Source organism: Kitasatospora phosalacinea, assembly GCF_000717185.1.
In the GTDB taxonomy this organism is placed as follows: Bacteria; Actinomycetota; Actinomycetes; order Streptomycetales; family Streptomycetaceae; genus Kitasatospora; species Kitasatospora phosalacinea_A.
In genome coordinates this window covers 17,462-39,523 of record NZ_JNYE01000074.1, presented here as the reverse complement: position 1 = coordinate 39,523, position 22,062 = coordinate 17,462, and the positions used below count along the sequence as shown (strand labels likewise).

Annotated in this window: 19 protein-coding genes; 10 read left to right on the top strand and 9 right to left on the bottom strand. The window is 75.1% G+C overall.

Going from position 1 to position 22,062, the window contains the following annotated elements; all coding sequences use genetic code 11:
* Nucleotides 1-257: 257 nt before the first annotated feature.
* On the bottom strand, nt 258-515 hold the full coding sequence (locus tag OO57_RS27060; RefSeq protein ID WP_033255285.1) for a hypothetical protein: 258 nt from the start codon (nt 513-515) through the stop codon (nt 258-260).
* A 117-nt stretch (nt 516-632) separates the two neighbouring features.
* Between OO57_RS27060 and OO57_RS27055 the strand changes: the two genes are divergently transcribed.
* Complete coding sequence (locus OO57_RS27055) at nt 633-1,472, top strand: helix-turn-helix domain-containing protein (protein WP_234337523.1); 840 nt, start codon at nt 633-635, stop codon at nt 1,470-1,472.
* Nucleotides 1,469-1,696, top strand: a complete 228-nt coding sequence (locus OO57_RS44145; protein ID WP_158715236.1) for a DUF397 domain-containing protein — start codon at nt 1,469-1,471, stop codon at nt 1,694-1,696. The genes OO57_RS27055 and OO57_RS44145 overlap by 4 nt, the downstream gene beginning before the upstream one ends.
* Nucleotides 1,697-1,750: 54 nt before the next feature.
* Here OO57_RS44145 and OO57_RS46960 read toward each other — a convergent pair whose 3' ends face one another.
* Nucleotides 1,751-3,151 (bottom strand): hypothetical protein, encoded by a 1,401-nt coding sequence (locus OO57_RS46960; RefSeq protein ID WP_158715235.1) that lies wholly within the window; start codon nt 3,149-3,151, stop codon nt 1,751-1,753.
* The gene (locus tag OO57_RS27045) at nt 3,141-5,441 is read right to left on the bottom strand and encodes a hypothetical protein (RefSeq protein ID WP_033255284.1); all 2,301 of its coding nucleotides are present in this window, start codon (nt 5,439-5,441) and stop codon (nt 3,141-3,143) included. Before OO57_RS27045 ends, OO57_RS46960 begins: the two co-directional genes overlap by 11 nt.
* Nucleotides 5,442-5,576: 135 nt before the next feature.
* Here OO57_RS27045 and OO57_RS27040 point away from each other — a divergent pair, with 135 nt between their 5' ends.
* Together OO57_RS27040 and OO57_RS27035 are read left to right on the top strand one after the other, a co-directional pair.
* Nucleotides 5,577-7,991 carry an ATP-binding cassette domain-containing protein gene (locus OO57_RS27040; protein WP_033255283.1) on the top strand — a complete coding sequence of 805 codons (2,415 nt, stop codon included), beginning with the start codon at nt 5,577-5,579 and terminating at the stop codon, nt 7,989-7,991.
* 302 nt (nt 7,992-8,293) lie between these two features.
* Nucleotides 8,294-9,139: a hypothetical protein gene (locus tag OO57_RS27035; RefSeq protein ID WP_033255282.1), complete on the top strand. Its 846-nt coding sequence runs from the start codon at nt 8,294-8,296 to the stop codon at nt 9,137-9,139.
* A 9-nt stretch (nt 9,140-9,148) separates the two neighbouring features.
* On the opposite strand, the gene OO57_RS27030 is transcribed toward OO57_RS27035, so the two are convergent.
* Both OO57_RS27030 and OO57_RS27025 read right to left on the bottom strand, forming a co-directional pair.
* Entirely contained in the window at nt 9,149-9,514 is a 366-nt protein-coding gene (locus tag OO57_RS27030) for a MerR family transcriptional regulator (RefSeq protein WP_033255292.1), read from the bottom strand.
* Nucleotides 9,515-9,579: 65 nt separating this feature from the next.
* Entirely contained in the window at nt 9,580-10,626 is a 1,047-nt protein-coding gene (locus OO57_RS27025; protein WP_033255281.1) for an MDR family NADP-dependent oxidoreductase, read from the bottom strand.
* Between the two features lie 140 nt (nt 10,627-10,766).
* Between OO57_RS27025 and OO57_RS27020 the strand changes: the two genes are divergently transcribed.
* The 5 genes from OO57_RS27020 (at nt 10,767) to OO57_RS27000 (ending at nt 14,889) form a co-directional block, all read left to right on the top strand.
* A complete protein-coding gene (locus OO57_RS27020) occupies nt 10,767-11,327 on the top strand; it encodes a GNAT family N-acetyltransferase (protein WP_106974120.1) in 561 nt (186 codons plus the stop codon).
* 117 nt (nt 11,328-11,444) lie between these two features.
* Nucleotides 11,445-11,756 (top strand): hypothetical protein, encoded by a 312-nt coding sequence (locus OO57_RS27015; protein WP_033255279.1) that lies wholly within the window; start codon nt 11,445-11,447, stop codon nt 11,754-11,756.
* 52 nt (nt 11,757-11,808) lie between these two features.
* Complete coding sequence (locus tag OO57_RS27010) at nt 11,809-12,369, top strand: DinB family protein (protein WP_033255278.1); 561 nt, start codon at nt 11,809-11,811, stop codon at nt 12,367-12,369.
* Between the two features lie 215 nt (nt 12,370-12,584).
* Nucleotides 12,585-13,598 (top strand): isopenicillin N synthase family dioxygenase, encoded by a 1,014-nt coding sequence (locus tag OO57_RS27005; RefSeq protein ID WP_033255277.1) that lies wholly within the window; start codon nt 12,585-12,587, stop codon nt 13,596-13,598.
* 538 nt (nt 13,599-14,136) lie between these two features.
* Nucleotides 14,137-14,889, top strand: coding sequence for a MerR family transcriptional regulator (locus OO57_RS27000; RefSeq protein ID WP_033255291.1), 753 nt, complete (start codon nt 14,137-14,139; stop codon nt 14,887-14,889).
* On the opposite strand, the gene OO57_RS26995 is transcribed toward OO57_RS27000, so the two are convergent.
* The 4 genes from OO57_RS26995 to OO57_RS26980 are packed head-to-tail and all read right to left on the bottom strand — an operon-like array spanning nt 14,883 to nt 20,674.
* Nucleotides 14,883-17,045, bottom strand: coding sequence for a 3-hydroxyacyl-CoA dehydrogenase NAD-binding domain-containing protein (locus OO57_RS26995; protein WP_033255276.1), 2,163 nt, complete (start codon nt 17,043-17,045; stop codon nt 14,883-14,885). The genes OO57_RS27000 and OO57_RS26995 overlap by 7 nt on opposite strands.
* A 41-nt stretch (nt 17,046-17,086) precedes the next feature.
* The gene (locus tag OO57_RS26990; protein WP_033255275.1) at nt 17,087-18,307 is read right to left on the bottom strand and encodes an acetyl-CoA C-acetyltransferase; all 1,221 of its coding nucleotides are present in this window, start codon (nt 18,305-18,307) and stop codon (nt 17,087-17,089) included.
* Nucleotides 18,308-18,343: 36 nt separating this feature from the next.
* Complete coding sequence (locus OO57_RS26985; protein WP_033255274.1) at nt 18,344-19,486, bottom strand: acyl-CoA dehydrogenase family protein; 1,143 nt, start codon at nt 19,484-19,486, stop codon at nt 18,344-18,346.
* A gap of 24 nt (nt 19,487-19,510) precedes the next feature.
* Nucleotides 19,511-20,674, bottom strand: coding sequence for a CaiB/BaiF CoA transferase family protein (locus tag OO57_RS26980; protein ID WP_081973996.1), 1,164 nt, complete (start codon nt 20,672-20,674; stop codon nt 19,511-19,513).
* A 596-nt stretch (nt 20,675-21,270) separates the two neighbouring features.
* Between OO57_RS26980 and OO57_RS26975 the strand changes: the two genes are divergently transcribed.
* Nucleotides 21,271-21,993, top strand: a complete 723-nt coding sequence (locus OO57_RS26975; protein ID WP_033255272.1) for a GNAT family N-acetyltransferase — start codon at nt 21,271-21,273, stop codon at nt 21,991-21,993.
* Nucleotides 21,994-22,062 lie beyond the last annotated feature (69 nt).

Here is a 22,062-nt window from a genome sequence, read left to right as displayed (position 1 = left end):
CTCCTTCGCCACCCCGCCGTTGCACGACGCAGGCGAGTACCGGTGCCCCCACCGGTCACCCAACGCCAACGCCGCCAACACCCCGCACTCGTCCGGCGCTCGCACCGACAACCGCATCTCCACCCGGTACCCCACCGCAACACAACTCAGCCGCGCCTCCCCACCCCCCGCCGACGCCAACCGCTCCGCCAACTCCCACGCCCGCAACCGCAACACCTCCGAATGCCCCTCCCGCACCTCCAACCCCTCCGGCACCGTCACGGGCGGTCCGCGAGCAGCTGGTCCTGGACCGCGTCGCCGCCGCTGCCGTCGGCGGTGCAGCGCGGGCACGCACAGGCCGGCCAGGTCAACGCCGAGAGCGGCGACGGCACGAGCGGCTCGTCGGACGTGCAGGACGAGACCTCCACCCGGGTGCCGTCGGCCCGCACCCGGTAGATGCGGATCGTCAACTTCGCTTCCGAGTACGGGTAGCCGCTCGGGTGCGGCTCCTCCGGGTAGAACTGACTGAGGGTCATGGTGCTTTCTCCGTCGTGCAATTGGCCCGGCCCGGGGATTACTGTCTGCACTCCAAGCGTCACTGTTCGGCGCTACGCTGAGAAGGTGCGGCATGTCCGCACGGAGAACTCGGATATTTGGGGGAGCACATGGGCGCCCAGGAGCGGACGCTGTACCCGGAGCGTTCGGTGCGCGACCTGTTCGGGTTCCACCTCCGCCGGATCCGCAAGGAGCGGGGCCTCTCGCTCGCCGACCTCGCCGCGGAACTCAAGCACGGCAAGACGGTCCTCGCCGACGTCGAGACGGCCGACCGCCCGATCCCCAAGGGGCTCGCGGAGGAGCTCGACGAGTTCTTCGACGCCGGGGGGATCTTCGGGCACCTGTTCAAACTCGCCTACCTGGAGGCCTTCCCGGACTGGTCCCGCCGGTTCATGGAACTCGAACCGCTGGCCTCCCACGTGGGGAAGTACGCCGCCGGGTTGTTCCCCGGTCTGTGGCAGACCGAGGAGTACGGCCTGGCCGCCCTCCGGCTGGGCCTGCCGCGGGCCGACGCTGCCGAGATCGAGCAGGTCTGGTCCACCCGAGCGGCCCGCCAGTCGCTACTGCACAGCGCAGACCCGCCCTTCGTCTGGGTGGTGTTGGACGAGAGCGTGATCCGTCGGCAGGTCGGCGGCCCCTCGGTGATGGCCCGGCAGATCGCGCACGTGCTGGAGCATGCGGAGGGGCCCCACGCCGTGGTGCAGGTGCTCCCGTTCTCGGCCGGAGGCCACGGAGTGGGGAGTTCGATCACGCTGCTCGACTTCCTCGACGCCCCGCGGGTGGTGTACGCGGAGGGCTACGGCATCGGCCAACTCCTGGAGTCTCCGGCCGAGGTGCAGGCCGCCGCCCTGGCCTACGATCTCCTTCAGGCGGCAGCCCTGCCACCGGAGGAGTCGAGGGTGTGGCTCCGATGCGCAATGGAGGAACTCCGAACATGAGCACCGCATCCCGTCCGTCCCTCGCCGACCTGACTACAGCAAGAACCCCACCGGCCCCGCCCTCCTCGTCCCCGTCACCGCCTGGAACGCCTTCGCCACCGCAACCGCCGCAGGCGAGTTCGGCACACAGCAAGAACCCCACCGGCCCCGCCCTCCTCGTCCCCGTCACCGCCTGGAACGCCTTCGCCACCGCAACCGCCGCAGGCGAGTTCGGCACGGTCTGACGCCCCGACGGCCTGACTTCCCGGCAGCTGTCGGGGGGTCAGGCCGCCAGCGGGTCAGTCCTGGTGGTCGGCGGTGCGCTGGCGGCGGGTCGCGGTGCGGGTGAACTCGCCGGAGGTGACGCGGGCGGCGAGGGTGTCGTCGGGGCCGGAGAGCAGGGAGCCGTAGCCGGTGGCGGCCCAGAGGCTGCGGTCGGCCGGGACTTCGAAGTACGGGACGGTGCGGCCCTGGTCGCGGACGGCGAGGACCTGCGGGGAGCGGCGGGCCTTGAGCGCCTGGGTGCAGTCCTCGCAGACGGCGACGTCGACGCGTTCGCGGCGGCCCAGGGGGCGCCAGGTGGTGCGGCGGGCGGCGGTGCCGTGCCGGGGGTCGAAGAAGCAGAGCGGCAGGCGCTCCCCGGTGGCGAGGGCGGCGCGTCCTTCGGCGGTGAGGGCGAGGACGCCGGCCAGGTCGGGCAGGCCGTCGGCGGCGTCGAGGACGCGCCCGGCGGCGTCGTAGGCGTCCAGGGCGCGGCCCAGGCCGGGGGTGGTGGCGCCGTCGGCGCCGTCCAGGGCGGCGCCGAGGGCGAGGACCTCGTCGGCGGCCTGGCGGCGCAGCCCGGCCTCGTCGGCGGCCCGGTCGGCGGCGAACACCGCGTCGGGGAAGGTGAAGGCGGTGTGCCGGGGGCGGCGGCGGCTGCGGACCAGGAGGGCGCCGCCGACGACCAGGGCGAGCACCAGCAGCGCGGCGATCGCGAACGGGCCGCTGGTGGCGGAGGAGCCGGACGGGACGTCGGTGTCGCGGTCCTCGGTCGCGGGGCGGGCCGAGCGTTCCCGGTCGAGGCGGTCGGTCTCGGCCTTGTAGACCTCGGTGCCCTTGCCGGTGCTGATCAGTTCGATGGTCCGGCCGACCTTGGCGGCCAGTCCGGCGTCCTTGAGCTCCTTGATCATGCCGACGGCGGAGGCCGCGTCGCGGACCTGGCGGCTGTCGCCCGCGGGCCATTCGTAGCCGTTGAGCCAGCTGCCGTAGTCGTCACTGGTGATCATGATCAGCGGGCTCCGGCCGAGGCGTTCCTGCACGACGGCGGCCATCGCCTTGGCGTCGCCGCCGAAGGCGTCGCCCTTCTGCAACGGCACCAGCACCACCTTGATCGGCAGGCCGGTGGCGGCGATCTGCTCGGTGATCTGCTGCTGCTGGGCGGGGGTGACGGCGGCGGCGAAGGCCGGGTCGACGTACACGGCGGAGGTCTTGAGGGCCTCGGCGATGCTCGCGCCGGTGGCCGTGGTGGCGGGGGTGGCGTCGGCGGCCCGGGCGGCGGGGCTGCCGGTGCCGAGCAGGACGGCGCCGGCCAGCAGCAGGGCCGCCAGCAGCGCGCGCAGCGAGGTGCTCAGCGGCGCGCGCAGCGAGGTGCTCAGCGGCGCGCGCAGCGAGGTGCGCAGCGGGCGGGGCGTCGTCGTGGTGGGGCGGTCACTGGACACTGGCGGACTCCCTGGCCCTGAGGATGAGTGCGTCGAGGCCGTCGAGGGCGGCCGGCAGGACCTGCCCGGCCTCGTGCCAGACGGTGCTGCTGCCGCCGTCCGGGTCGGGGACCCGCAGCAGCCGCTCGTCGGCCTCGGAGCGGCGGGCGGCCAGGGCGGCGGCGGAGCGGTCGGCGCCGCTGCTGCGGAAGGCGCCCCGGCAGTCGGGGCAGATCCGGGCGGACTTGGGGCCGAGGTCGACGGAGGCGAACCAGAACGGGGCCTTGCCGCCGTCGGCGGCTCCGTGCAGCGGGTTGGCGCGGCACAGCAGCGGGGCGGGGCGGCCGGTCAGCGCGTCGGTCCCGGCGCGGGCGAGGGCGACGGCGGCGGCCAGGTCGGACGGGTCGGCGGTGCGGCCGCCGTCCTCGCCGAGCAGGAGTTCGGCGGCGTCCAGGCAGTCCCAGGCGCGGGCCCGGCCGGGGGCGTCCTGCTCCACGGCGGCGAGCCGGGCGGCCAGGGCGCGGGCGTCCTCGGCGGCCCAGGAGCGCAGTTGGCGGACGGTGGGCCGGGCGGCGAGGCGGCGGGGCCCGGTGACGGGCGGCGCCGCGGACGGGTCGGCGGGCGGGGCGGCGGCGGCCGCGCGCCGGGCGCGGAGGACGGCCTGGGCGGCGGCGATCGCGGCCCAGCCGAGCAGCACCAGGACGCCGAGCAGCAGGGCGCCGAGGAAGAGGCCGGGCCCGAAGTCGCTGCTGAACAGCGGCGGCAGCTTGTTGCTGCGCAGTTCGGGCAGGTCGGAGCCTTCGGCGCTGTTGCCGGTGCGGCCGGTGGGCTGGGCGGCGGCGACCTCGTCCAGGACGGTGTTCAGCCGCTCGGGGAGCTTCAGGTCGTCGGACTCGGCGCTGCGGTCGGGGTAGCGGAGGTCGGCGCGCGAGAACTGGCGCTCGACGTCCGTCGCGGCGGGGCCGTACTCGGCGAGTTCGAGGTAGCCGTTGACCGGGTCGACCTGCACGTACACGCCGTCCCGGCCGGTGCGCAGGCGGACCTGGGCGAGCAGGGTGTCGCCGTCGCCCTCGCTCTCGTCGTCGCCGTTGGAGGAGGTGAACAGCAGGTGCACCGGGGTCTTGGCGGCGAGTTCGGACATCCGCTGCCGGACGGCCGCCAACTGCTCGGTGGTGAGCGGGTTGGGGGCGGAGGCGTCCTGGTAGATGCCGTCGGCGGTGAGCGCGGCGGCGGCCTCGGTGACGCGGGCCTCCAGGTCGGCCCGGGTGACGGTCAGGTCGGGGTCGTCGATGGTCTGCGGGAAGACGGCGGGCGCGGCGAGCACCACGCCGATCGCGGCGGCGACCGTGGCCAGCAGGGTCGCCGCCAGCACGCCGACGCGCAGCGGCGCGGGGGCGGCGGCCCCGGCGGGGCGGCCGGGCTGCGGGCGCTTGACCGCGGAGGCCTTCGGCGTCGGTCTCGGCTTCGGCTTCCCGGTGCCCTTGGTCAGGGTGACGGCCGACTGCTCGGTCAGCGGGACGGCCCGGCCCGGCGCGGGGACGGACGGCCGGTCGCCGCCGCGGCGGCGGGAGAGCCGCAGGCCGAGGGCGAGCAGCAGGCCGGGGAGGACCACCACGGCGAGGCCGAGCAGCAGGTTCTGGTTCTGCCGGTCGGTGCTGGAGATGTACTGCCGGGGCGTCTCGTCGCCGTGGTCCCGGTAGATCTCCTCCAGCTCGGCCTCGACCCGGCCGGCGTCCTGGACGACCTTGTCGACGAAGGCGTCGAACTGGACGAGCGGCCCGGCGTCGTACGGCACCGTGTGGTTGACGATCCGGGCGGCGGACTCGGCGGGCAGGTCGACGCCGAACGCGGAGACGGTGATGTTGCCGAGGTCGCCGACCAGCACGTACAGGCCGTCGGCGCCGAGCCGGTCGTGCACCTGGGCGAGCGTCGTGCGGTCGGCGTCGGGCAGCACCAGGACGTAGGTGGGCACGCCGGTGCGCTTCGCGGCGGCCGCGAACGCGGGCGCCAGCGAGCGGGGCACCACGCGCGGCAGGTCGGCCGAGATGTAGACCGGGTCCTTGCGCAGCTCGGCGGCCAGGCGCTCGGACTGCGGCGCCTCGGCGGGCAGCCGGCCGGGGGCGGGCGTGCCGGTGGGCGTGCTCGCGGGTGCGCTCGCGCTCGGGGACGCGCTCGGGTCGGCCGCGGACGCCGGGGCGGCGGCGTTGAGCAGCACCAGCCCGGCCAGCGCGGCGGCGGCGGCGAGCGCGGCGCCCGGGGCCGTCCGCGCCGTGGACCGTCGCCGGTCCGGTGTCCGCTGCTGCGTCCGCATGGTGCCTCCCGGGTGGTTCGGCCGGTCACTTTACCCGCGCTTGGTGAGGACGAGAACCGGTCTCCGTCGGTTCCGGGTGGTTGGATCGGGGCGGGCGGCGCCGCCACGGGCGCCGCGGACGGAGGGACGAGGACGATGAGCGGCGCGGCACGGGCGGGCGGCGGGGACGGGCAGCACCCGGCGGACAGCCACGACCTGATCAGGGTGCACGGGGCCCGGGTGAACAACTTGAAGGACGTCAGCGTGGAACTGCCCAAGCGCAGGCTGACGGTGTTCACCGGGGTGTCGGGCTCGGGCAAGAGCTCGCTGGTGTTCGGGACGGTCGCGGCGGAGTCGCAGCGGCTGATCAACGAGACGTACAGCGCCTTCGTCCAGGGCTTCATGCCGTCCCTGAGCCGCCCCGAGGTGGACGTGCTGGAGGGCCTGACCACGGCGATCGTCGTCGACCAGCAGCGGATGGGCGCCGACCCGCGCTCGACGGTGGGCACCGCGACGGACGCCAACGCGATGCTGCGGATCCTGTTCAGCCGCCTCGGCGACCCGCACGTCGGCCCGCCGCCCGCGTTCTCCTTCAACGTGCCGACGGTGCACGGCGCGGGCGCGATCACGGTGGAGCGCGGCGGGGAGCCGACCACCGAGGAGCGGACGTTCGGGCGGGCGGGCGGCATGTGCCCGCGCTGCGAGGGGCGGGGCAGCGTCTCGGACATCGACCTGGGGCAGCTGTTCGACGGCTCGCTGTCGCTGAACGAGGGCGCGCTGACCATCCCCGGCTACAAGCCGGGCGGCTGGAACTACCGGCTGTACACCGAGTCCGGCCTGGTCGACCCGGACAAGGCGATCGACGCGTACACCGAGCAGGAGCGGCACGACTTCCTGTACCGCGAACCGGTCCGGATGAAGATCGCCGGGATCAACATGACGTACGAGGGCCTGGTCGTGCGGATCCAGAAGTCGATGCTGGCCAAGGACCGGGCCGCCCTGCAGCCGCACATCCGGGCGTTCGTGGACCGGGCCGTCGCCTTCACCACCTGCCCCGAGTGCGACGGCACCCGGCTCAGCGCGGGCGCCCGCTCCTCGAAGGTCAACGGCATCTCGATCGCCGACGCCTGCGCCATGCAGGTCAGCGACCTCGCCGACTGGGTGCGGGAGTTGGACGAGCCCTCGGTGCGCCCGCTGCTGGAGTCGCTGGGCCAGCTGCTGGACTCCTTCACCGGCATCGGCCTCGGCTACCTCTCGCTGGACCGCCCCGCCGGGACGCTCTCCGGCGGCGAGGCGCAGCGGGTCAAGATGATCCGGCACCTGGGCTCCTCGCTGACCGACGTCACGTACGTCTTCGACGAGCCGACCACCGGGCTGCACCCGCACGACATCCAGCGGATGAACGGGCTGCTGCGCCGGCTCCGCGACAAGGGCAACACGGTGCTGGTGGTCGAGCACAAGCCGGAGACCATCGCGATCGCCGACCACGTGGTCGACCTCGGCCCCGGCGCCGGTTCGGCGGGCGGCGAGGTGTGCTTCGAGGGCGACGTGGCCGGGCTGCGGGCCAGCGGCACCGTCACCGGCCGGCACTTCGACGACCGGGCCGCGCTCAAGACCGCGGTCCGCACCCCCACCGGGGCGCTGGAGGTCCGCGGGGCCGACGCGCACAACCTGCGCAAGGTCGACGTGGACGTGCCGCTGGGCGTGCTGACGGTCATCACCGGCGTGGCGGGCTCCGGGAAGAGCTCGCTGGTGCACGGCTCGCTGGTGAACGGCGCGGCGCTGACGGGCGGGGCCGTCCCGGACGGGGTGGTGGCGATCGACCAGAGCCCGATCCGCGGCTCGCGGCGCTCCAACCCGGCGACGTACTCGGGCCTGCTGGAGCCGATCCGCAAGGCCTTCGCCAAGGCGAACGGGGTCAAGCCCGCGCTGTTCAGCGCCAACTCCGAGGGCGCCTGCCCGGCCTGCAACGGCGCGGGCGTGGTCTACACCGACCTCGGCATGATGGCCGGGGTCGCGACGGTCTGCGAGGACTGCGAGGGCAGGCGCTTCCAGGCCGCGGTGCTGGAGTACCGGCTCGGCGGCCGGAACATCGCCGAGGTGCTCGCGATGTCGGTGGACGCCGCCGAGGAGTTCTTCGGCACCGGCGAGGCCCGCACCCCCGCCGCGCACACCGTCCTGAAGCGGCTCTCCGACGTCGGCCTCGGCTACCTGACGCTCGGCCAGCCGCTCACCACCCTCTCCGGCGGCGAGCGCCAACGCCTCAAGCTGGCCGCGCAGATGGCCGAGAAGGGCAGCGTCTACGTGCTGGACGAGCCCACCGCCGGACTGCACCTCGCCGACGTCCAGCAGCTGCTCGGCCTGCTCGACCGGCTGGTCGACTCCGGCCGGTCGGTGATCGTGGTCGAGCACCACCAGGCCGTGATGGCGCACGCCGACTGGATCATCGACCTCGGCCCCGGCGCGGGCCACGACGGCGGCCGGATCGTCTTCGAGGGCACCCCCGCCGCCCTGGTCGCCGACCGCACCACCCTCACCGGGCAGCACCTCGCCGAGTACGTCGGCGCCTGACCGGCCGTCACCCCGTCACCCTTTCACCCCGTCACCCTTTCACCCCCGCCTCCCGGGCTCCTCGCCGACCGTCGCCGACCCTCGCCGACCGTCGCCGCGGAGCCCGGGAGGCGGTTGCGCGGCGACGGTCGGCCACCGCGCCGATCCCTTGGGTGACCCTCCATCACTCCCCCGCATCACCTCGGCAAAGTTTTCGTCCCGGGCCGGAAATCCCCACGACAGCACGGCGGTCCCCGCCGAGAATGACAGCCGATCTTCACGGGGCACGACTTCACTGGGCACCACGGAGTACGGGGGAGCGCATGACCACCGAAATACCGCTGACCGCACTGGACGACGCCCTGTGGGAGGGCCTGGAGACCGCGCACTGGTCGAGCCCGGCGACGATGGTGCCGCGGGTCCTGCACCGCCTGGCGCTGGCCGGGCCGGACGCCAGGCCCGAGGACTGCGACCTGCTGCACTGCCTCGTCCCCGAGCCCGGGCGGCCCGCGCCGTCCGCCGCCCACGTCGCGCTGCCGCTGCTGCTCGCGCTGGCCACCGACCCGGAGATGGGCCGCACCCGCGTCCCGCTGACCGTGCTGCTGGCGCGGCTGCTGCCCGCCGACCCCGCGCTGACCGGGCGGTACCGCTCCGGCGCCCTGCCGCTGCTCGCCGACCCGGACCCGGCGGTCCGCCGCGCCGCGCTCCCGCTCGCCCCCGACCCGGCGACCCTGCTCGGCCTGTGGCGCACCGAGGGCGAGCCGTCCGTCCGGCTCGCCCTGCTGCGGGCGCTCGCCCTCACCGGCACCACCGGCGCCCGCGCCGTCCTCGCCGAGACGCTCACCGAGGAGCACCCGGCGCTGTACGTCGCCGCCGTGCACGCCTCCGCCGCGTTCGACCCGGACCTGCCGGTGCGCCACCTGCGCCGGGTGCTCACCCTGCTCACCGACCCGGCGCTGCGCCCCCGCTTCGCGGACGTCTGGTACGCCCCGCACCGCCCCGACCCGCTGACCCGCGAGCACCTGCTCTGGGCCACCTACGGCCTGCTCGCCCACCGCCCCGACCTCCAGGCCGCCTTCCCCGACGAGTTGCTCGCCGCGGCCGACCGCACCGGCGACGGGGCGCTGCGCCGGGAGGCCGTCCTGCTGGCCCGGCACCACGCGGGCTGACCGGGCCCTTCAGTCGGCGGACGGGCGGAGCGCGGCGGCGGCCAGGGCGGCGCGCAGGCGGGTGAGGCGGGCGATCTCGGCGTCCAGGGCGGCCAGCCTCCGGCGGACCACCGGGCCGCCGGAGGCGTTCGCGCAGCGGCGGGCCGGGTCGGCGGCCAGCAGGTCGAAGGACTCGGCGTGACCGCGGAGGTCCTCGATGGTGAGGCCGAGGGAGAGCAGGGTGCGGATCACCCGGACCCGGGCCACGTCCGTGCTGTCGTAGCAGCGCTGGCCGCTGGTGGTGCGGACGGGCGGCGGCAGCAGGCCGCGCTGCTCGTACAGGCGCAGTGCCCTGGGCGTGGCTCCGGCGGCGGCGGCCGCGTCCCCGATCCGCATCATGTCCCTGCGTCCTCCTGCCCGCCGGTGCTCCGATGGTCGGTGGAACCACCGGCGCCGCCCGGTCATTCCGCGGGCAGCTCGACCAGCACCGTGCCGAAGTGCCGTCCCTCGGTCATCTCCTGGAAGGCCTGCGGGGCCCGCTCCAGTCCGACCACCCGGACGTGCGGGAAGGTGATCCGCCCCTCGCGCAGCCACCTGCCGAAGCGGGGCCGCCACCCGGCCTCCGCCTCGGCCTGACCGGCGCCCCCCGAACCGGTCAACTGCACGCCCTTGACGATGAGTTGGAAGGCGTCCAGGCGCAGCGGGGGGTGCGCGGCCGGGGTGTCGCCGAGCTGCCCGGAGAGCACGCCGACCAGGGCGGCGCGGGCGCCGGGGCGGGCGGCGGCGAGGGCCGCCTCGGCCTGGTGGCCGCCGACGTTGTCGACCAGCAGGTCGATGCCGCCGGGCGCGGCCTCGGCGAGCTGCCGGGCGAAGCGTTCGGCGCGGGCGGCCCCGTCGCCGGTGCGTTCGTCCACCAGCACGGCGTCGTAGCCGAGTTCGCGCAGCCGTCCGGCCTTGGCCGGGGAGCCGGTGGTGCCGATGACGGTGCCCGCGCCGAGCAGCCGGGCGGTCTGGCCGACCAGGGTGCCGACGCCTCCGGCCGCGCCGGTGACCAGCACGGTGTCGCCGGGGCGGACGGGCGCGATCCGGGTGAGCACCCCGTAGCCGACCGCGCCGGGCGCGAGGTGCGCCGCCGGATCGTCCAACTCCTTTTCGAGTGGCGTGAGTTCGGACGGTTCGGCAACCGCGTACTCGCGCCAGCCGCGGAAGTGGACGACCAGGTCGCCGGGGTGCAGCCCGCTGCCCGCCGGGGCGTCCACCACCTCCCCGACGGCGGGCCCGAACAGGGTGTCGCCGGGGGCGATCGACGGCCACGGCGCGCCCGGCGGGGTCTCGCCGAGCAGCGTCGCCAGACCGGCGAACAGCAGGAACCACCGGTTGCGCAACAGGACTTGGCCCGCGGCGCGCTCCGGGGCGGGCGTCTCGACCACCACCAGGTCGGCGGCGACCGGACGGCCCTGCGGGCGGCGGGCGAGGCGGACCTCGCGGACGGTTTCGGGCACACTCATGGACGGCTCCTCGGGGAGTGGGGGTGGGAGTGCCGGGCGGCAGGTGCCGGAACGCTAATCCTTGACCCGCGGGTCAGGGTCAAGGGCGTCCGTGCGGGTCGCTTCAACTGCGGTGGACGGAGCGGGAGATGGACGCGGGGATGCAGGGGCAGGGGCGGAGGCGGGGGCGGGTGCGGGGGCGCGTGCAGGGACGCGTGCGGGTGCGCGCGGGGCGGCCGGCGGACGCGGCCGGGCTGGTGCGGCTGGCCGGGCAGGTCGAGCACTGGTTCGGGCCGATGGTCGACGACCCCGGGTTCCACGCCGCCGTCGAGCAGCAACTCGCCGACGGCAGCGCCCTGGTGGCCGTCGACGGCGAAGGCGGTGGTGAGGGCGGTGGTGAGGACGGTGGCGTGGGCGGCGGCTCCGCCGTGCTGGGTGGCCTGCTGGTCGGCCAGGAGCCGCCGGTGTGCCACCTGCACTGGCTGGTGGTGGACGCCGCGGCCCGCGGCCTGGGCCTCGGCCGGGCCCTGGTCGCCGAGGCGCTGTCCCGCTGTCCGGCGGGGGTGCGGACGGTCGAGGTGGTGACCTTCGGCGCGGACCACCCGGGCGCGGTGGCCGGCGGCGCCCGGGTCTTCTACGAACGCCTGGGCTTCACCCCCGCCGAGGCCACCGCCCCGGGACCGGAGGGCGGCTCGCGCCAGGTGTACCGGCGCCCGCTGTGACGCCGCGCCGCCGTACCGTTCCCGGCCGTACCGCTCCCGGCCGGACCACTCCCGGCCGGATTGCCCGTCGGGCGGCCGGGTAGCCGGGAGGCACGTCCCGCACCCGAGGAGGCTCCGATGACCGCACGCCGCGACCGCGCACCCGAGGACCCGGGGCCGGACCGGGGCCCGAACCGGGGCCCGGGGCCGGACCGGGGCCCGGGGCCGGACCGTCCGGACGCCGAGGGCGACCGCCGCTACGGGGACCGGGCCGCCGGTGTCCGGCCCGCCCGGGAGCCCGACCCGGACGTCCGCGGCCCGCAGGAGGGCTACGACGCCACCGCAGAGGCCGCCGCCGGAACCTCGGCCGACGACACCTCGGCCGACACCGCGGCCGAGCCCGCCGCCGACACCACCCGCCGCACCGGCCCGGCCCCGGAACGGCGTTGAGCCCGGCGCGTCCGGGCCGCCCGGTGTCGGTGGCGGCTGGCAGGCTGGCCGGATGAGCGATGAACCCACCACCTCGCCGCAGAACTTCTCCCCCGCCTGGTCCGACGCCGCGGCCCGCGCCGACCCGCCGCTGGTCGGTGACGAACGGGAGATCCTGCTGTCGTACCTGGACTTCCACCGCGAGACCTTCGCGCTGAAGTGCGCGGGCGTCCCGGCCGGGCGGCTGTCGGAGTTCCTGGTGCCGCCGTCCGGGCTGACCCTGCACGGCCTGGTCCGGCACCTGGCCGGGGTCGAGCAGTGGTGGCTGCAGATCCAGTTCGCCGGGGACGAGTCCCGGCCGGTGCTCTACTACTCGGACGACGACCCGGACCAGGACTTCGAGCACCTCGACGGTGACTTCGACCAGGCCTTCGCCACCTGGCGCGCCCAGGTCGACACCTCCCGCCGGATCGTCGCCGACACCCCCTCGCTGGACGCCACCGGCGTGCACAAGGCCACCGGGCAGCCGGTCTCGCTGCGCCGCATCCTGGTCCACCTGCTCGCCGAGTACGCCCGCCACAACGGGCACGCGGACCTGCTGCGCGAACGCATCGACGGCGCCACCGGCTACTGACCCCGCTGGCGACCGGACCCGTCCGCCCGGCACCACCGGCCGCCGTACGCCCGGGAGTCCCCGCTGCCACCGGGGGGCTTCCGGGCGTAGCCTTGAACGGGTGCCCCTCCTCGTCGGCCGCCGCCGCCCGGGCCCGTACCGCGCCACCGACCCGCCCGTCCGCCCCGGCCGGCCCGGCCCCGTTCCCCCGTCGCCACCCCCGCGGACGCACCCCCATGACGCAGCACCCCGCCTCCCTCCCCGTCATCGACCTCTCGCTCGCCGACGGCACCCCCGCCGACCGGGCCCGCCTGCACCACGACCTGCGCACGGCGGCGACCGGGGTCGGCTTCTTCCAGCTCACCGGCCACGGCGTCACCCCCGCCGAGACCGCCGCCCTGAACTCCGCGATGCGCGCCTTCTTCGCCCTCCCGGAGGCCGACCGGCTGGCCGTCAGCAACCTCAACTCCCCGCACTTCCGCGGCTACACCCGCACCGGCGACGAACGCACCGGCGGCCGCCGGGACTGGCGCGACCAGCTCGACATCGGTCCCGAACTCCCGCCGCACGTCCCGGCCCCGGGCGAGCCCGCGTACTGGTGGCTGGAGGGCCCCAACCAGTGGCCGCCCGCACTGCCCGGGCTGCGCACCGCCGCCCTGCACTGGATCGACCGCCTCGACGCCGTCGCCCACCGCCTGCTGCACGAGCTGCTCGCCTCGATCGGCGCCCGCCCCGACTTCTACGACGACGCCTTCGCCCCGCACCCGCACCTGCACCTCAAGCTGGTCCGCTACCCCGGCACCGCCCCCGACGGCCCCCCGCAGGGCGTCGGCACCCACAAGGACTACGGCTTCATCACCCTCCTCCTCCAGGACACCGTCGGCGGCCTCCAGGTCGAACGCCCCGACCGCACCTTCCTCGACGTCCCCCCGCTGGAGGGCGCCTTCGTCGTCAACCTCGGCGAACTCCTCGAAGTCGCCACCGACGGCTACCTCAAGGCCACCTCCCACCGCGTCCTCTCCCCACCCGGCGCCCGCGAACGCTTCTCCGTCCCGTTCTTCTACAACCCCCGCCTCGACGCCCACATCGCCCCGCTCGACTTCCCGCACGCCCACCACGCCCCCGGCATCACCCAGGACCCTTCGAACCCCCTCCACTCCGACTTCGGCACAAACGAATTGAAGGGATACTCCCGAGCCCACCCTGCGGTCACCAGGCGCCACCACCCCGAACTGCTCCCACTGGGCTGAGCCCCCGGCCACCGGCGGTACGCTCCCCGCCCCGCTACGGGAGGGGAGACGAGGCATGACCGCGTACGACCACTGGTTCCGGCTCGACCTGGAGGTGACGGGCACGGTCGGCGGCCGGGCGTCGCGCCGCCCCCGGCGGACGGCGAGCCGAACCCGATCGGCACCGAACTGGACCGGGGTGGGCTCACCGGCACCCTTACCCTGCCGATCCGGACAGCGGTGTCGCTGCTCGTCTGCGGGGTGGCGGCGGTCCTGCTGGCCGGGCTGGCGTTCGGCAGCCTGGACGCGGGCCCCGCGGCCTGTGCCCTCGGCACGTTCAGGGCGTCGGCCCTCGGCGCGTTCGGGGCGTCAGCCCTCGCCGGGTCGGCCGCGCCGGCCGGTGCATCGTCGGACCGGCTCCGGCCCACCGCTCTGGCCGTGATCGGCGTACTGCTGTGCGGCAACGGGCTGCGGCTGCTGACAGACCGCTCTCCTGGTGCGACCGTGGGGGCAGTGCGACACTACTGCTGTCACAGTGGGGTCGGGGCTAGGGGTCGGCGTGGTGGACGGGCACGGGCCGCGGTGGACGGTGGAGGAGTTGGCGGGGCGGGCCGGGGTGACGGTGCGGACGCTGCGGTTCTACGGGGCGAAGGGGCTGCTGCCGCCGCCGGAGCTGGGGGCGCGGCGGGTGGGGTGGTACGGGGCCGAGCACCTGGGGCGGTTGGAGCTGATCGAGGAGTTGCAGCGGCAGGGGCTGACGCTGGCCGCGATCGAACGGTACTTGGCGCAACTGCCGCAGGACATCGGTGAGTTGGACTTGGCGATCCACCGGGCCCTGGTGGCGTCCTGGACGCCGGAGTCGGCCGAGGAGGCGAGCCGGGAGCAGGTGGAGCGGCGGGCCGGGCGGCCGCTGTCGGATGCGGACCTGGACGCGCTGACGGCGATGGGCGCGCTGCACCGCACCGACGACCCGGGGGTGTTCAAGGTCGATCCGGGCCTGCTGCCGCTGGGGGTGCGGGTGCTGGACGTGCCGATCCCGCTGGAGACGCTGGTGGCGGCGCGGGCGGTGGTGCGGCTGCACAGCCGGGCGACGGCGCACGACCTGCACCGGCTGTTCCGGGACACGGTGTGGCGCCCGTACCGGGAGAGCGGGCCGGAGGCCGCGGAGCTGGAGCGGATGCGGGAGTTGACGGACCGGATCCAGCCGGTGGTGGTGCAGGCGCTGGTGACGGCGTTCCAGCGGTCGCTGGCGGAGGAGCTGGCCCGCCCCCGCGAGGAGGACGAGGGGGCGGGCCCCGGGAGTGCTCAGTAGCGGCCGCCGCTCTCGGCGAGGGCGACCAGGGAGGCGGGCGGGGTGAAGCGTTCGCCGTAGGCGGCGGCGAGTTCGCGGGCGCGGGCGGTGAAGCCGGCCGGGCCGCCGGGGTAGCCGTTGACGTACTGGAGGACGCCGCCGGTCCAGGCGGGGAAGCCGATGCCGAGGACGGAGCCGATGTTGGCGTCGGCGGCGGAGGTGAGGACGTTCTCGTCGAGGCAGCGGATCGAGTCGATGGCCTCGGCGAACAGCATCCGCTCCTTCATGTCCGCGAACGGGATCTCCGCGCCGGGGCGGGCGAAGTGTTCGCGCAGGCCGGGCCAGAGCCGGGTGCGGCGCCCGTCGGCGTACTCGTAGAAGCCCGCGCCGCCGCTGCGGCCGGGGCGGTCGAACTCGTCGAGCATCCGGTCCATGACGGCCTCGCCGGGGTGGGCGGTCCAGGTGCCGCCGGACTCCTCGACGGCGCGGCGGGCCTCGTTGCGGATCTTGCGCGGCAGGGTGAGGGTGAGTTCGTCCAGCAGCGCGAGGACCTTGGCGGGGTAGCCGGCCTGGGCGGCGGCCTGTTCGACGGAGGACGGGTCGAGGCCCTCGCCGATCATCGCGACGCCCTCGTTGAGGAACTGGCCGATCACCCGGGAGGTGAAGAAGCCGCGGGAGTCGTTGACCACGATCGGGGTCTTGCGGATCTGCCGGACGAGGTCGAAGGCCCGGGCGAGGGCCTCGTCGCCGGTGCGCGGGCCGCGGATGATCTCGACCAGCGGCATCTTGTCGACGGGTGAGAAGAAGTGCAGGCCGATGAAGTCGGCGGGCCGCTCGACGCCCTCGGCGAGCAGGCCGATCGGCAGGGTGGAGGTGTTGGAGCACAGCAGCGCGTCGGGCGCGACCACGTGCTGGACCTCCTGGAACACCTTGTGCTTGAGCTCGGGGTTCTCGAAGACCGCCTCGATGACGGTGTCGCAGCCGGCCAGGTCGGCGGCGTCCGCGGTCGGGGTGATCCGGGCCAGCAGCGCGGCGCGCTCGTCGGCGGTCATCCGGCCGCGGGCCACCTGCTTGTCCAACAGGCCCGCGCTGTAGGCCTTTCCGCGTTCGGCGGCCTCCCGGGTGACGTCCTTGAGCAGGACCTCCAGACCCGCCCTGGCGCAGGAGTACGCGATGCCCGCGCCCATCATGCCCGCGCCCAGTACGGCGACCTTCGCGGCCTTCCGGGCGGGCACCGAACTCGGGCGGGAGGCGCCGGAGTTGACGGCCTGCATGTCGAAGAAGAAGGCCCGGATCATGTTCTTGGAGGTGGGCCCGCAGGCGAGTTCGGTGAAGTACCGGGCCTCGATCGCGAACGCGGTGTCCACGTCGACCTGGCTGCTCTCCACGGCCGCGGCCAGGATGTTGCGCGGCGCCGGGTAGGGCGCGCCGTTCAGCTGCTTGCGCAGGTTGGCGGGGAAGGCGGGCAGGTTGGCGGCGAGCGCGGGGGTGCTGGGCGTGCCGCCGGGGATCTTGTACCCCTTGGTGTCCCAGGGCTGGAGGCTGGTCGGGTGGGCGGCGATGAAGGCGCGCGCCTTGGCGTCCATCTCCTCGGCGGTGGCGGCGAGTTCGTGCACCAGGCCGTTCTCCAGGGCCTGGGCCGGACGGTACTGCTGCCCTTGGAGGAGCACCTTGAGCAGGGCGTCGGTGATGCCGAGCATCCGCACGGTGCGCACCACCCCGCCGCCGCCGGGCAGCAGGCCGAGGGTGACCTCGGGCAGGCCGATCTTGCTGCCGGGGGCGTCCAGGGCGATCCGGTGGTGGCAGGCGAGGGCGATCTCCAGGCCGCCGCCGAGGGCCGCGCCGTTGATCGCGGCGACCACCGGCTTGCCGAGCGTCTCCAGGCGGCGCAGCGCCCGCTTGATCCGCATCGAGTCGGCGAACACCCGCTCGGCGTCCTCGGGCTGGGCCGCGGAGAGCAGTTTGAGGTCACCGCCCGCGAAGAAGGTCTTCTTCGCCGAGGTGACGACGACGCCGGTCAACTCCTCGGTGGCGGCGAGCCGTTCGACGACCCCTTCGAGCGCGTCGGTGAACGCGGCGTTCATGGTGTTGGCGGACTGGGCGGGGTCGTCGAGGACGAGGGTGACCACGCCGTCCTGGTCCTGCTCCCAGCGGATGGGGCTGCTCACGTCGGTCATGTCTGTGAAGTCCTTGGGTGAGTACGTGAGTTGACGAGTGGTCAGGCGGTGACGCGCTCGATGACGGTGGCGATGCCCATGCCGCCGCCGACGCACAGGGCGGCCAGGCCGTAGCGCAGGTCGCGGCGCTCCAGTTCGTCGACCAGGGTGCCGATCAGCATCGCGCCGGTCGCGCCGAGCGGGTGGCCGAGCGCGATCGCGCCGCCGTTGACGTTCACCTGTTCGTGCCGGAAGCCGAGTTCGCGCATGAAGCGGAGCGCGACCGCGGCGAACGCCTCGTTGATCTCGACCAGGTCGATGTCGGCGGCGGTCAGCCCTGCCTTGGCGAGCGCCTTGCGGGTGGCGGGGGCGGGGCCGGTGAGCATGATGGTCGGCTCGGAGCCGGAGACCGCGGCGGAGACGATCCGGGCCCGCGGGACGAGGCCGTAGCGCTCGCCGATCTCGCGCGAGCCGATCGCGACCAGGGCCGCGCCGTCCACGATGCCGGAGGAGTTGCCCGCGTGGTGGACGTGGTCGATCGACTCCACCCAGTGGTACTTCTGCAGCGCGACGGCGTCGAAGCCGCCGAGCTCGCCGATGTCGGCGAAGGACGGCTTGAGCCCGGCCAGCGACTCGACGGTGGTGCCGGGGCGGATGAACTCGTCGCGGCCCAGCACCACCAGCCCGTTGCGGTCGCGCACCGGCACCACCGAGCGGTCGAACAGGCCGTCGGCCTGCGCCTTCGCGGCGCGGGCCTGCGACTCGGCGGCGAACGCGTCCACGTCGGTGCGGCTGAGGCCCTCGACGGTGGCGATCAGGTCGGCGCCGATGCCCTGCGGCACGAAGCCGGTCTCGTACGCGGTCATCGGGTCGGCGAACCAGGCGCCGCCGTCGGAGCCCATCTTCACCCGGGACATCGACTCGACGCCGCCCGCCAGGATCAGGTCCTCCCAGCCCGAACGGACCTTCGCCGCGGCCAGGTTGACCGCCTCCAGGCCGGACGCGCAGAAGCGGTTCTCCTGCACGCCCGCGACGGTGTCGGGCAGCCCGGCGGCGATCGCCGCGACCCGGGCGATGTCGGAGCCCTGGTCGCCGATCGGGCTGACCACGCCGAGCACGATGTCGTCGATCGCAGCCGGGTCCAACGACGGGAACCGGCGGCGCAGTTCGTGGATCAGGCCGACCACCAGGTCGATCGGCTTGGTGCCGTGCAGGGAGCCGGTCTGCTTGCCGCGTCCGCGCGGGGTGCGGATCGCGTCGTAGACGTACGCTTCGGTGGTCACGGTGTGGACGCCTCTCAAACAGGGTTCAGGGGGACTTCAGGCCAGGAGCGCGCGGCCGACGATCTCTTTCATGATCTCGGTGGTGCCGCCGTAGATGGTCTGGACGCGCCCGTCGGTGAACGCCCGGGCGACCGCGCTGTCACTCATGTAGCCGGAGCCGCCGTGCAGTTGCAGGCAGCGGTCGGCGGTGCGCTTCTGCAGCTCGGTGGCCCACCACTTGGCCATCGAGGCGTCCACCGGGGTCAGCGCGTACCGGTTGTGCTCGCTCACGCAGCGGTCCACGAACGCGCGGGTGACGGCGCACTCGGTGGCCAGCTCGGCGATCTCGAACCGGACGTGCTGCAGCCCGGCCAGCGGGCGGCCGAACGCGGTGCGCTGCTTGACGTACCCGATGGTCTCCGCGAGGACGGCCTCGGCGGCGGCGATCGCGGCGACCGCGATGGTCAGCCGCTCCTGGGCCAGGTTGCGCATCAGGTACAGGAAGCCCTGGTGCTCCTCGCCGAGCAGGTTGGCCTTCGGCACCCGGGCGTCGCGGAAGAACAACTCGGCGGTGTCCTGGGCCTTCTGGCCGATCTTGTCGAGGTTGCGGCCGCGCTCGAAGCCCAGCGTGCCGCGCTCCACCACCAGCAGGCTCAGCCCGTACGCGCCGCCCTCGGCGGTGGTCCTGGCGACCACCACGACCAGGTCGGCCAGGATGCCGTTGGAGATGAAGGTCTTCGCGCCGTTCAGCAGGTAGTGGTCGCCCGCGTCGACGGCGGTGGTGCGGATCGCCTGGAGGTCGGAGCCGGTCTCCGGCTCGGTCATCGCGATCGCGGTGACCAGCTCGCCCGAGCAGAACCCGGGCAGCCAGCGCTCCTTCTGCTCCTCGGTGGCCAGGCCGGTCAGGTACGGGCCGATGACGTCGTTGTGCAGGCCGACGGCCAGGCCGCTGGCCCCGGCCCGGACGAACTCCTCGGCCAGCACCGCGGCGAACCGGAAGTCGGCGCTGCCCCCGCCCCCGTACCGCTCCTCCACCGCCAGGCCGAGCAGCCCGGCCCTCCCGGCGGCCAGCCAGGCCGAGCGGTCGACGACGCCCTGCTGCTCCCAGCGGGCGTGGTGCGGGGCGACCTCCCGGGCGAGGAAGGCCCGGACGGTGGCGCGGAAGTCCTCGTGCTCCTCGGTGTAGAGCTCGCGCTGCACGGGCGGGTTCCTTCCTTCGGGGGGTCAGGAGGTGTGCGGGGCAAGGGAGTCCAGGCCGGGGACGGCCCAGTCGCGGGCCACCTCCGCGGTGTGCTCGCCGGGCCGGGCGGGCGGGGTGCGCAGCGCGCCCGGGGTGGCGGAGAAGCGCGGGGCGGTGCCGGGCTGGCGGACGCCGCCGTGCTCGGTGTAGCTGCCGCGGGCGGCCAGGTGCGGGTGCGCGGCGGCCTGGCCGAGCGTCAGGACGGGGGCCACGCAGGCGTCGTGGTCGGCGAACAGCTCCGTCCACTCGGCCTGGGTGCGGGTCGCGAAGCGGGCCGCGAGGACGGCCCGCAGCTCGGGCCAGCGCGGCAGGTCGTACTGCTCAGGGGCGTCCGGGCCCAGCTCCAGCAGCCGGGCGAACTCGGCGTAGAAGCGCGGCTCCAGCGGGCCGACCGCCATCCAGCGGCCGTCCGAGGTCTCGTACGTCCCGTACCAGGGGGCGCCGCCGTCCAGCAGGTTGACGCCGCGGCGGTCCTGCCAGAGCCCCGCGTCGACCAGGCCCCACAGCATGGTGGACAGGTGCGCGGCGCCGTCCACGATCGCGGCGTCGACGACCTGGCCGGTGCCGGTCGCGCGGGCGTGGTGCAGGGCGGCCAGCAGGCCGACCACCAGGTACAGCGAGCCGCCCGCGTAGTCGCCGAGCAGGTTCGCCGGGACGGCCGGGGGCCCGTCGGCCGCCCCGATCAACCCCAGCAGGCCGGAGGTCGCCAGGTACGTGACGTCGTGCCCGGCCCGCTGGGCCAGCGGCCCGTCCTGCCCCCAGCCGGTCATCCGCCCGTACACCAGCGCCGGGTTGCGGGCCAGGCAGGCGTCCGGCCCGATCCCGAGCCGCTCCGCGACACCGGGCCGCCAGCCCTCGACCAGCAGGTCCGCGCGGGCCGCGAGGTCGAGCACCGCGGCGACGCCCTCCGGTGCCTTCAGGTCGACCAGCACCGACCGCTTGTTCCGGTTGGTCAGGTCACGCGCCGGCTCCGGCCCGAGCCCCTGCCCACCGGGCCGGTCGACCCGCACCACGTCCGCCCCCAGGTCCGCCAGCAGCATCGCCGCGAACGGCCCGGGCCCGATGCCCGCGAGCTCCAGCACCCGCACCCCCGCCAACGGGCCGGACGGGCGGGACGGGGGTGTGGCGGGGGGTGTTGCGGGGGTCATCGTCGACCGCCTCCCAGGTTTGACAGTGAAGCTGTCACAGTGGCGATGATAGGGACGTGACTCGCCGGTAACAAGAGCCCGCCACGCCCCGCACGACCGCGCCTGCGGCGGGCAAGCGGCCGGAGCAGGCCACGCGAAAGCCAGCGGCGCAGGCCCTGGACAACGCGGGCGGGCCGGGCGAACGTCTGCGGCGGGCGGGCCCGCGTCGAAGTCGCACCCGACGGCCGCCGCACCGCCCTCACCCAACCACCCCACCCCGCCACGCCCCCTGCGACCGCGCCTGCGGCGGGCCGTGGACGACGGGAACGAACAGGAGCCGGACGAACGCCTGCGGCGGGCAAGCGGCCGGAGCAGGCCACGCGAAAGCCAGCGGCGCAGGCCCTGGACAACGCGGGCGGGCCGGGCGAGCGCCTGCGGCGGGCGGGCCCGCGTCGAAGTCGCACCCGACGGCCGCCACACCGCCCTCGCCCCCCGCGACCGCGCCTGCGGCGGGCCGTGGACGACGGGAACGAACGGGGCGGGCAAATGCCTGCGGGGGTGGGGGCGGTGGGTGGGTGATCATGGGGTGGAGCGATCGACCGGAGGGATCCGAGGACATGGGTGCACTGGACACCGGCGTACTGGACGACCCCGTGGGGGCCTCGTTGGGCGGGGTGCACGCGCGCCTGGCGCGGCGGTGCGGGGAGGCCGTGCGGTACGACCCGGAGGTGGCGAGTTTCAGCAGTGTCGGTGTCGCGCCCGGGCCCGGGGCGTGGGACGACCTGGCGGGGTTGCTGGGGGCGGGCGAGTTCGCGGACCTGTTCAACTGTCCGGCGCTGCCGCCCGACCGCTGGGAACCCGAGTTCGCGTTGGAGGGGCACCAGTTGGTGCAGCAGCGGGAGGTCCGTCCGGCCGCGCCCGCGGGGCTGCGGGTGGTCGAGCTGGGGGCGGCGGACGTGCCCGAGATGCTGGCGCTGGTGGAGCGCACCCGGCCCGGCCCGTTCCGGCCGCGGACCCGCGAACTGGGCACCTACCTGGGCGTCCGCGACGGCGACGGCGACGGCAAGGGCGGGGGCGGGGGCGCGCTGCTCGCGATGGCGGGCGAGCGCCTGCACCCGCCGGGTTTCACCGAGGTCTCCGCGGTCTGCACCGCCCCCGAGGCCCGCGGCCGCGGCCTGGCCGCGCACCTGGTCGGCGAGCTCGCCGCCCGGATCGCGGCCCGCGGCGAGCGCCCGTTCCTGCACGTGGCGGCCGCCAACACCGGTGCGCTCGCGCTGTACGAGCGGCTGGGCTTCGTCCGCCGCGCCGACGTGGTCTTCCGCGGCTTCCGCACCCCCTGAGCACCCCCGAGCACCCCGAACGCCCCCGGACGCCCGCCGGACGCACGCTGAGCGCCCGCCGAGCACGCG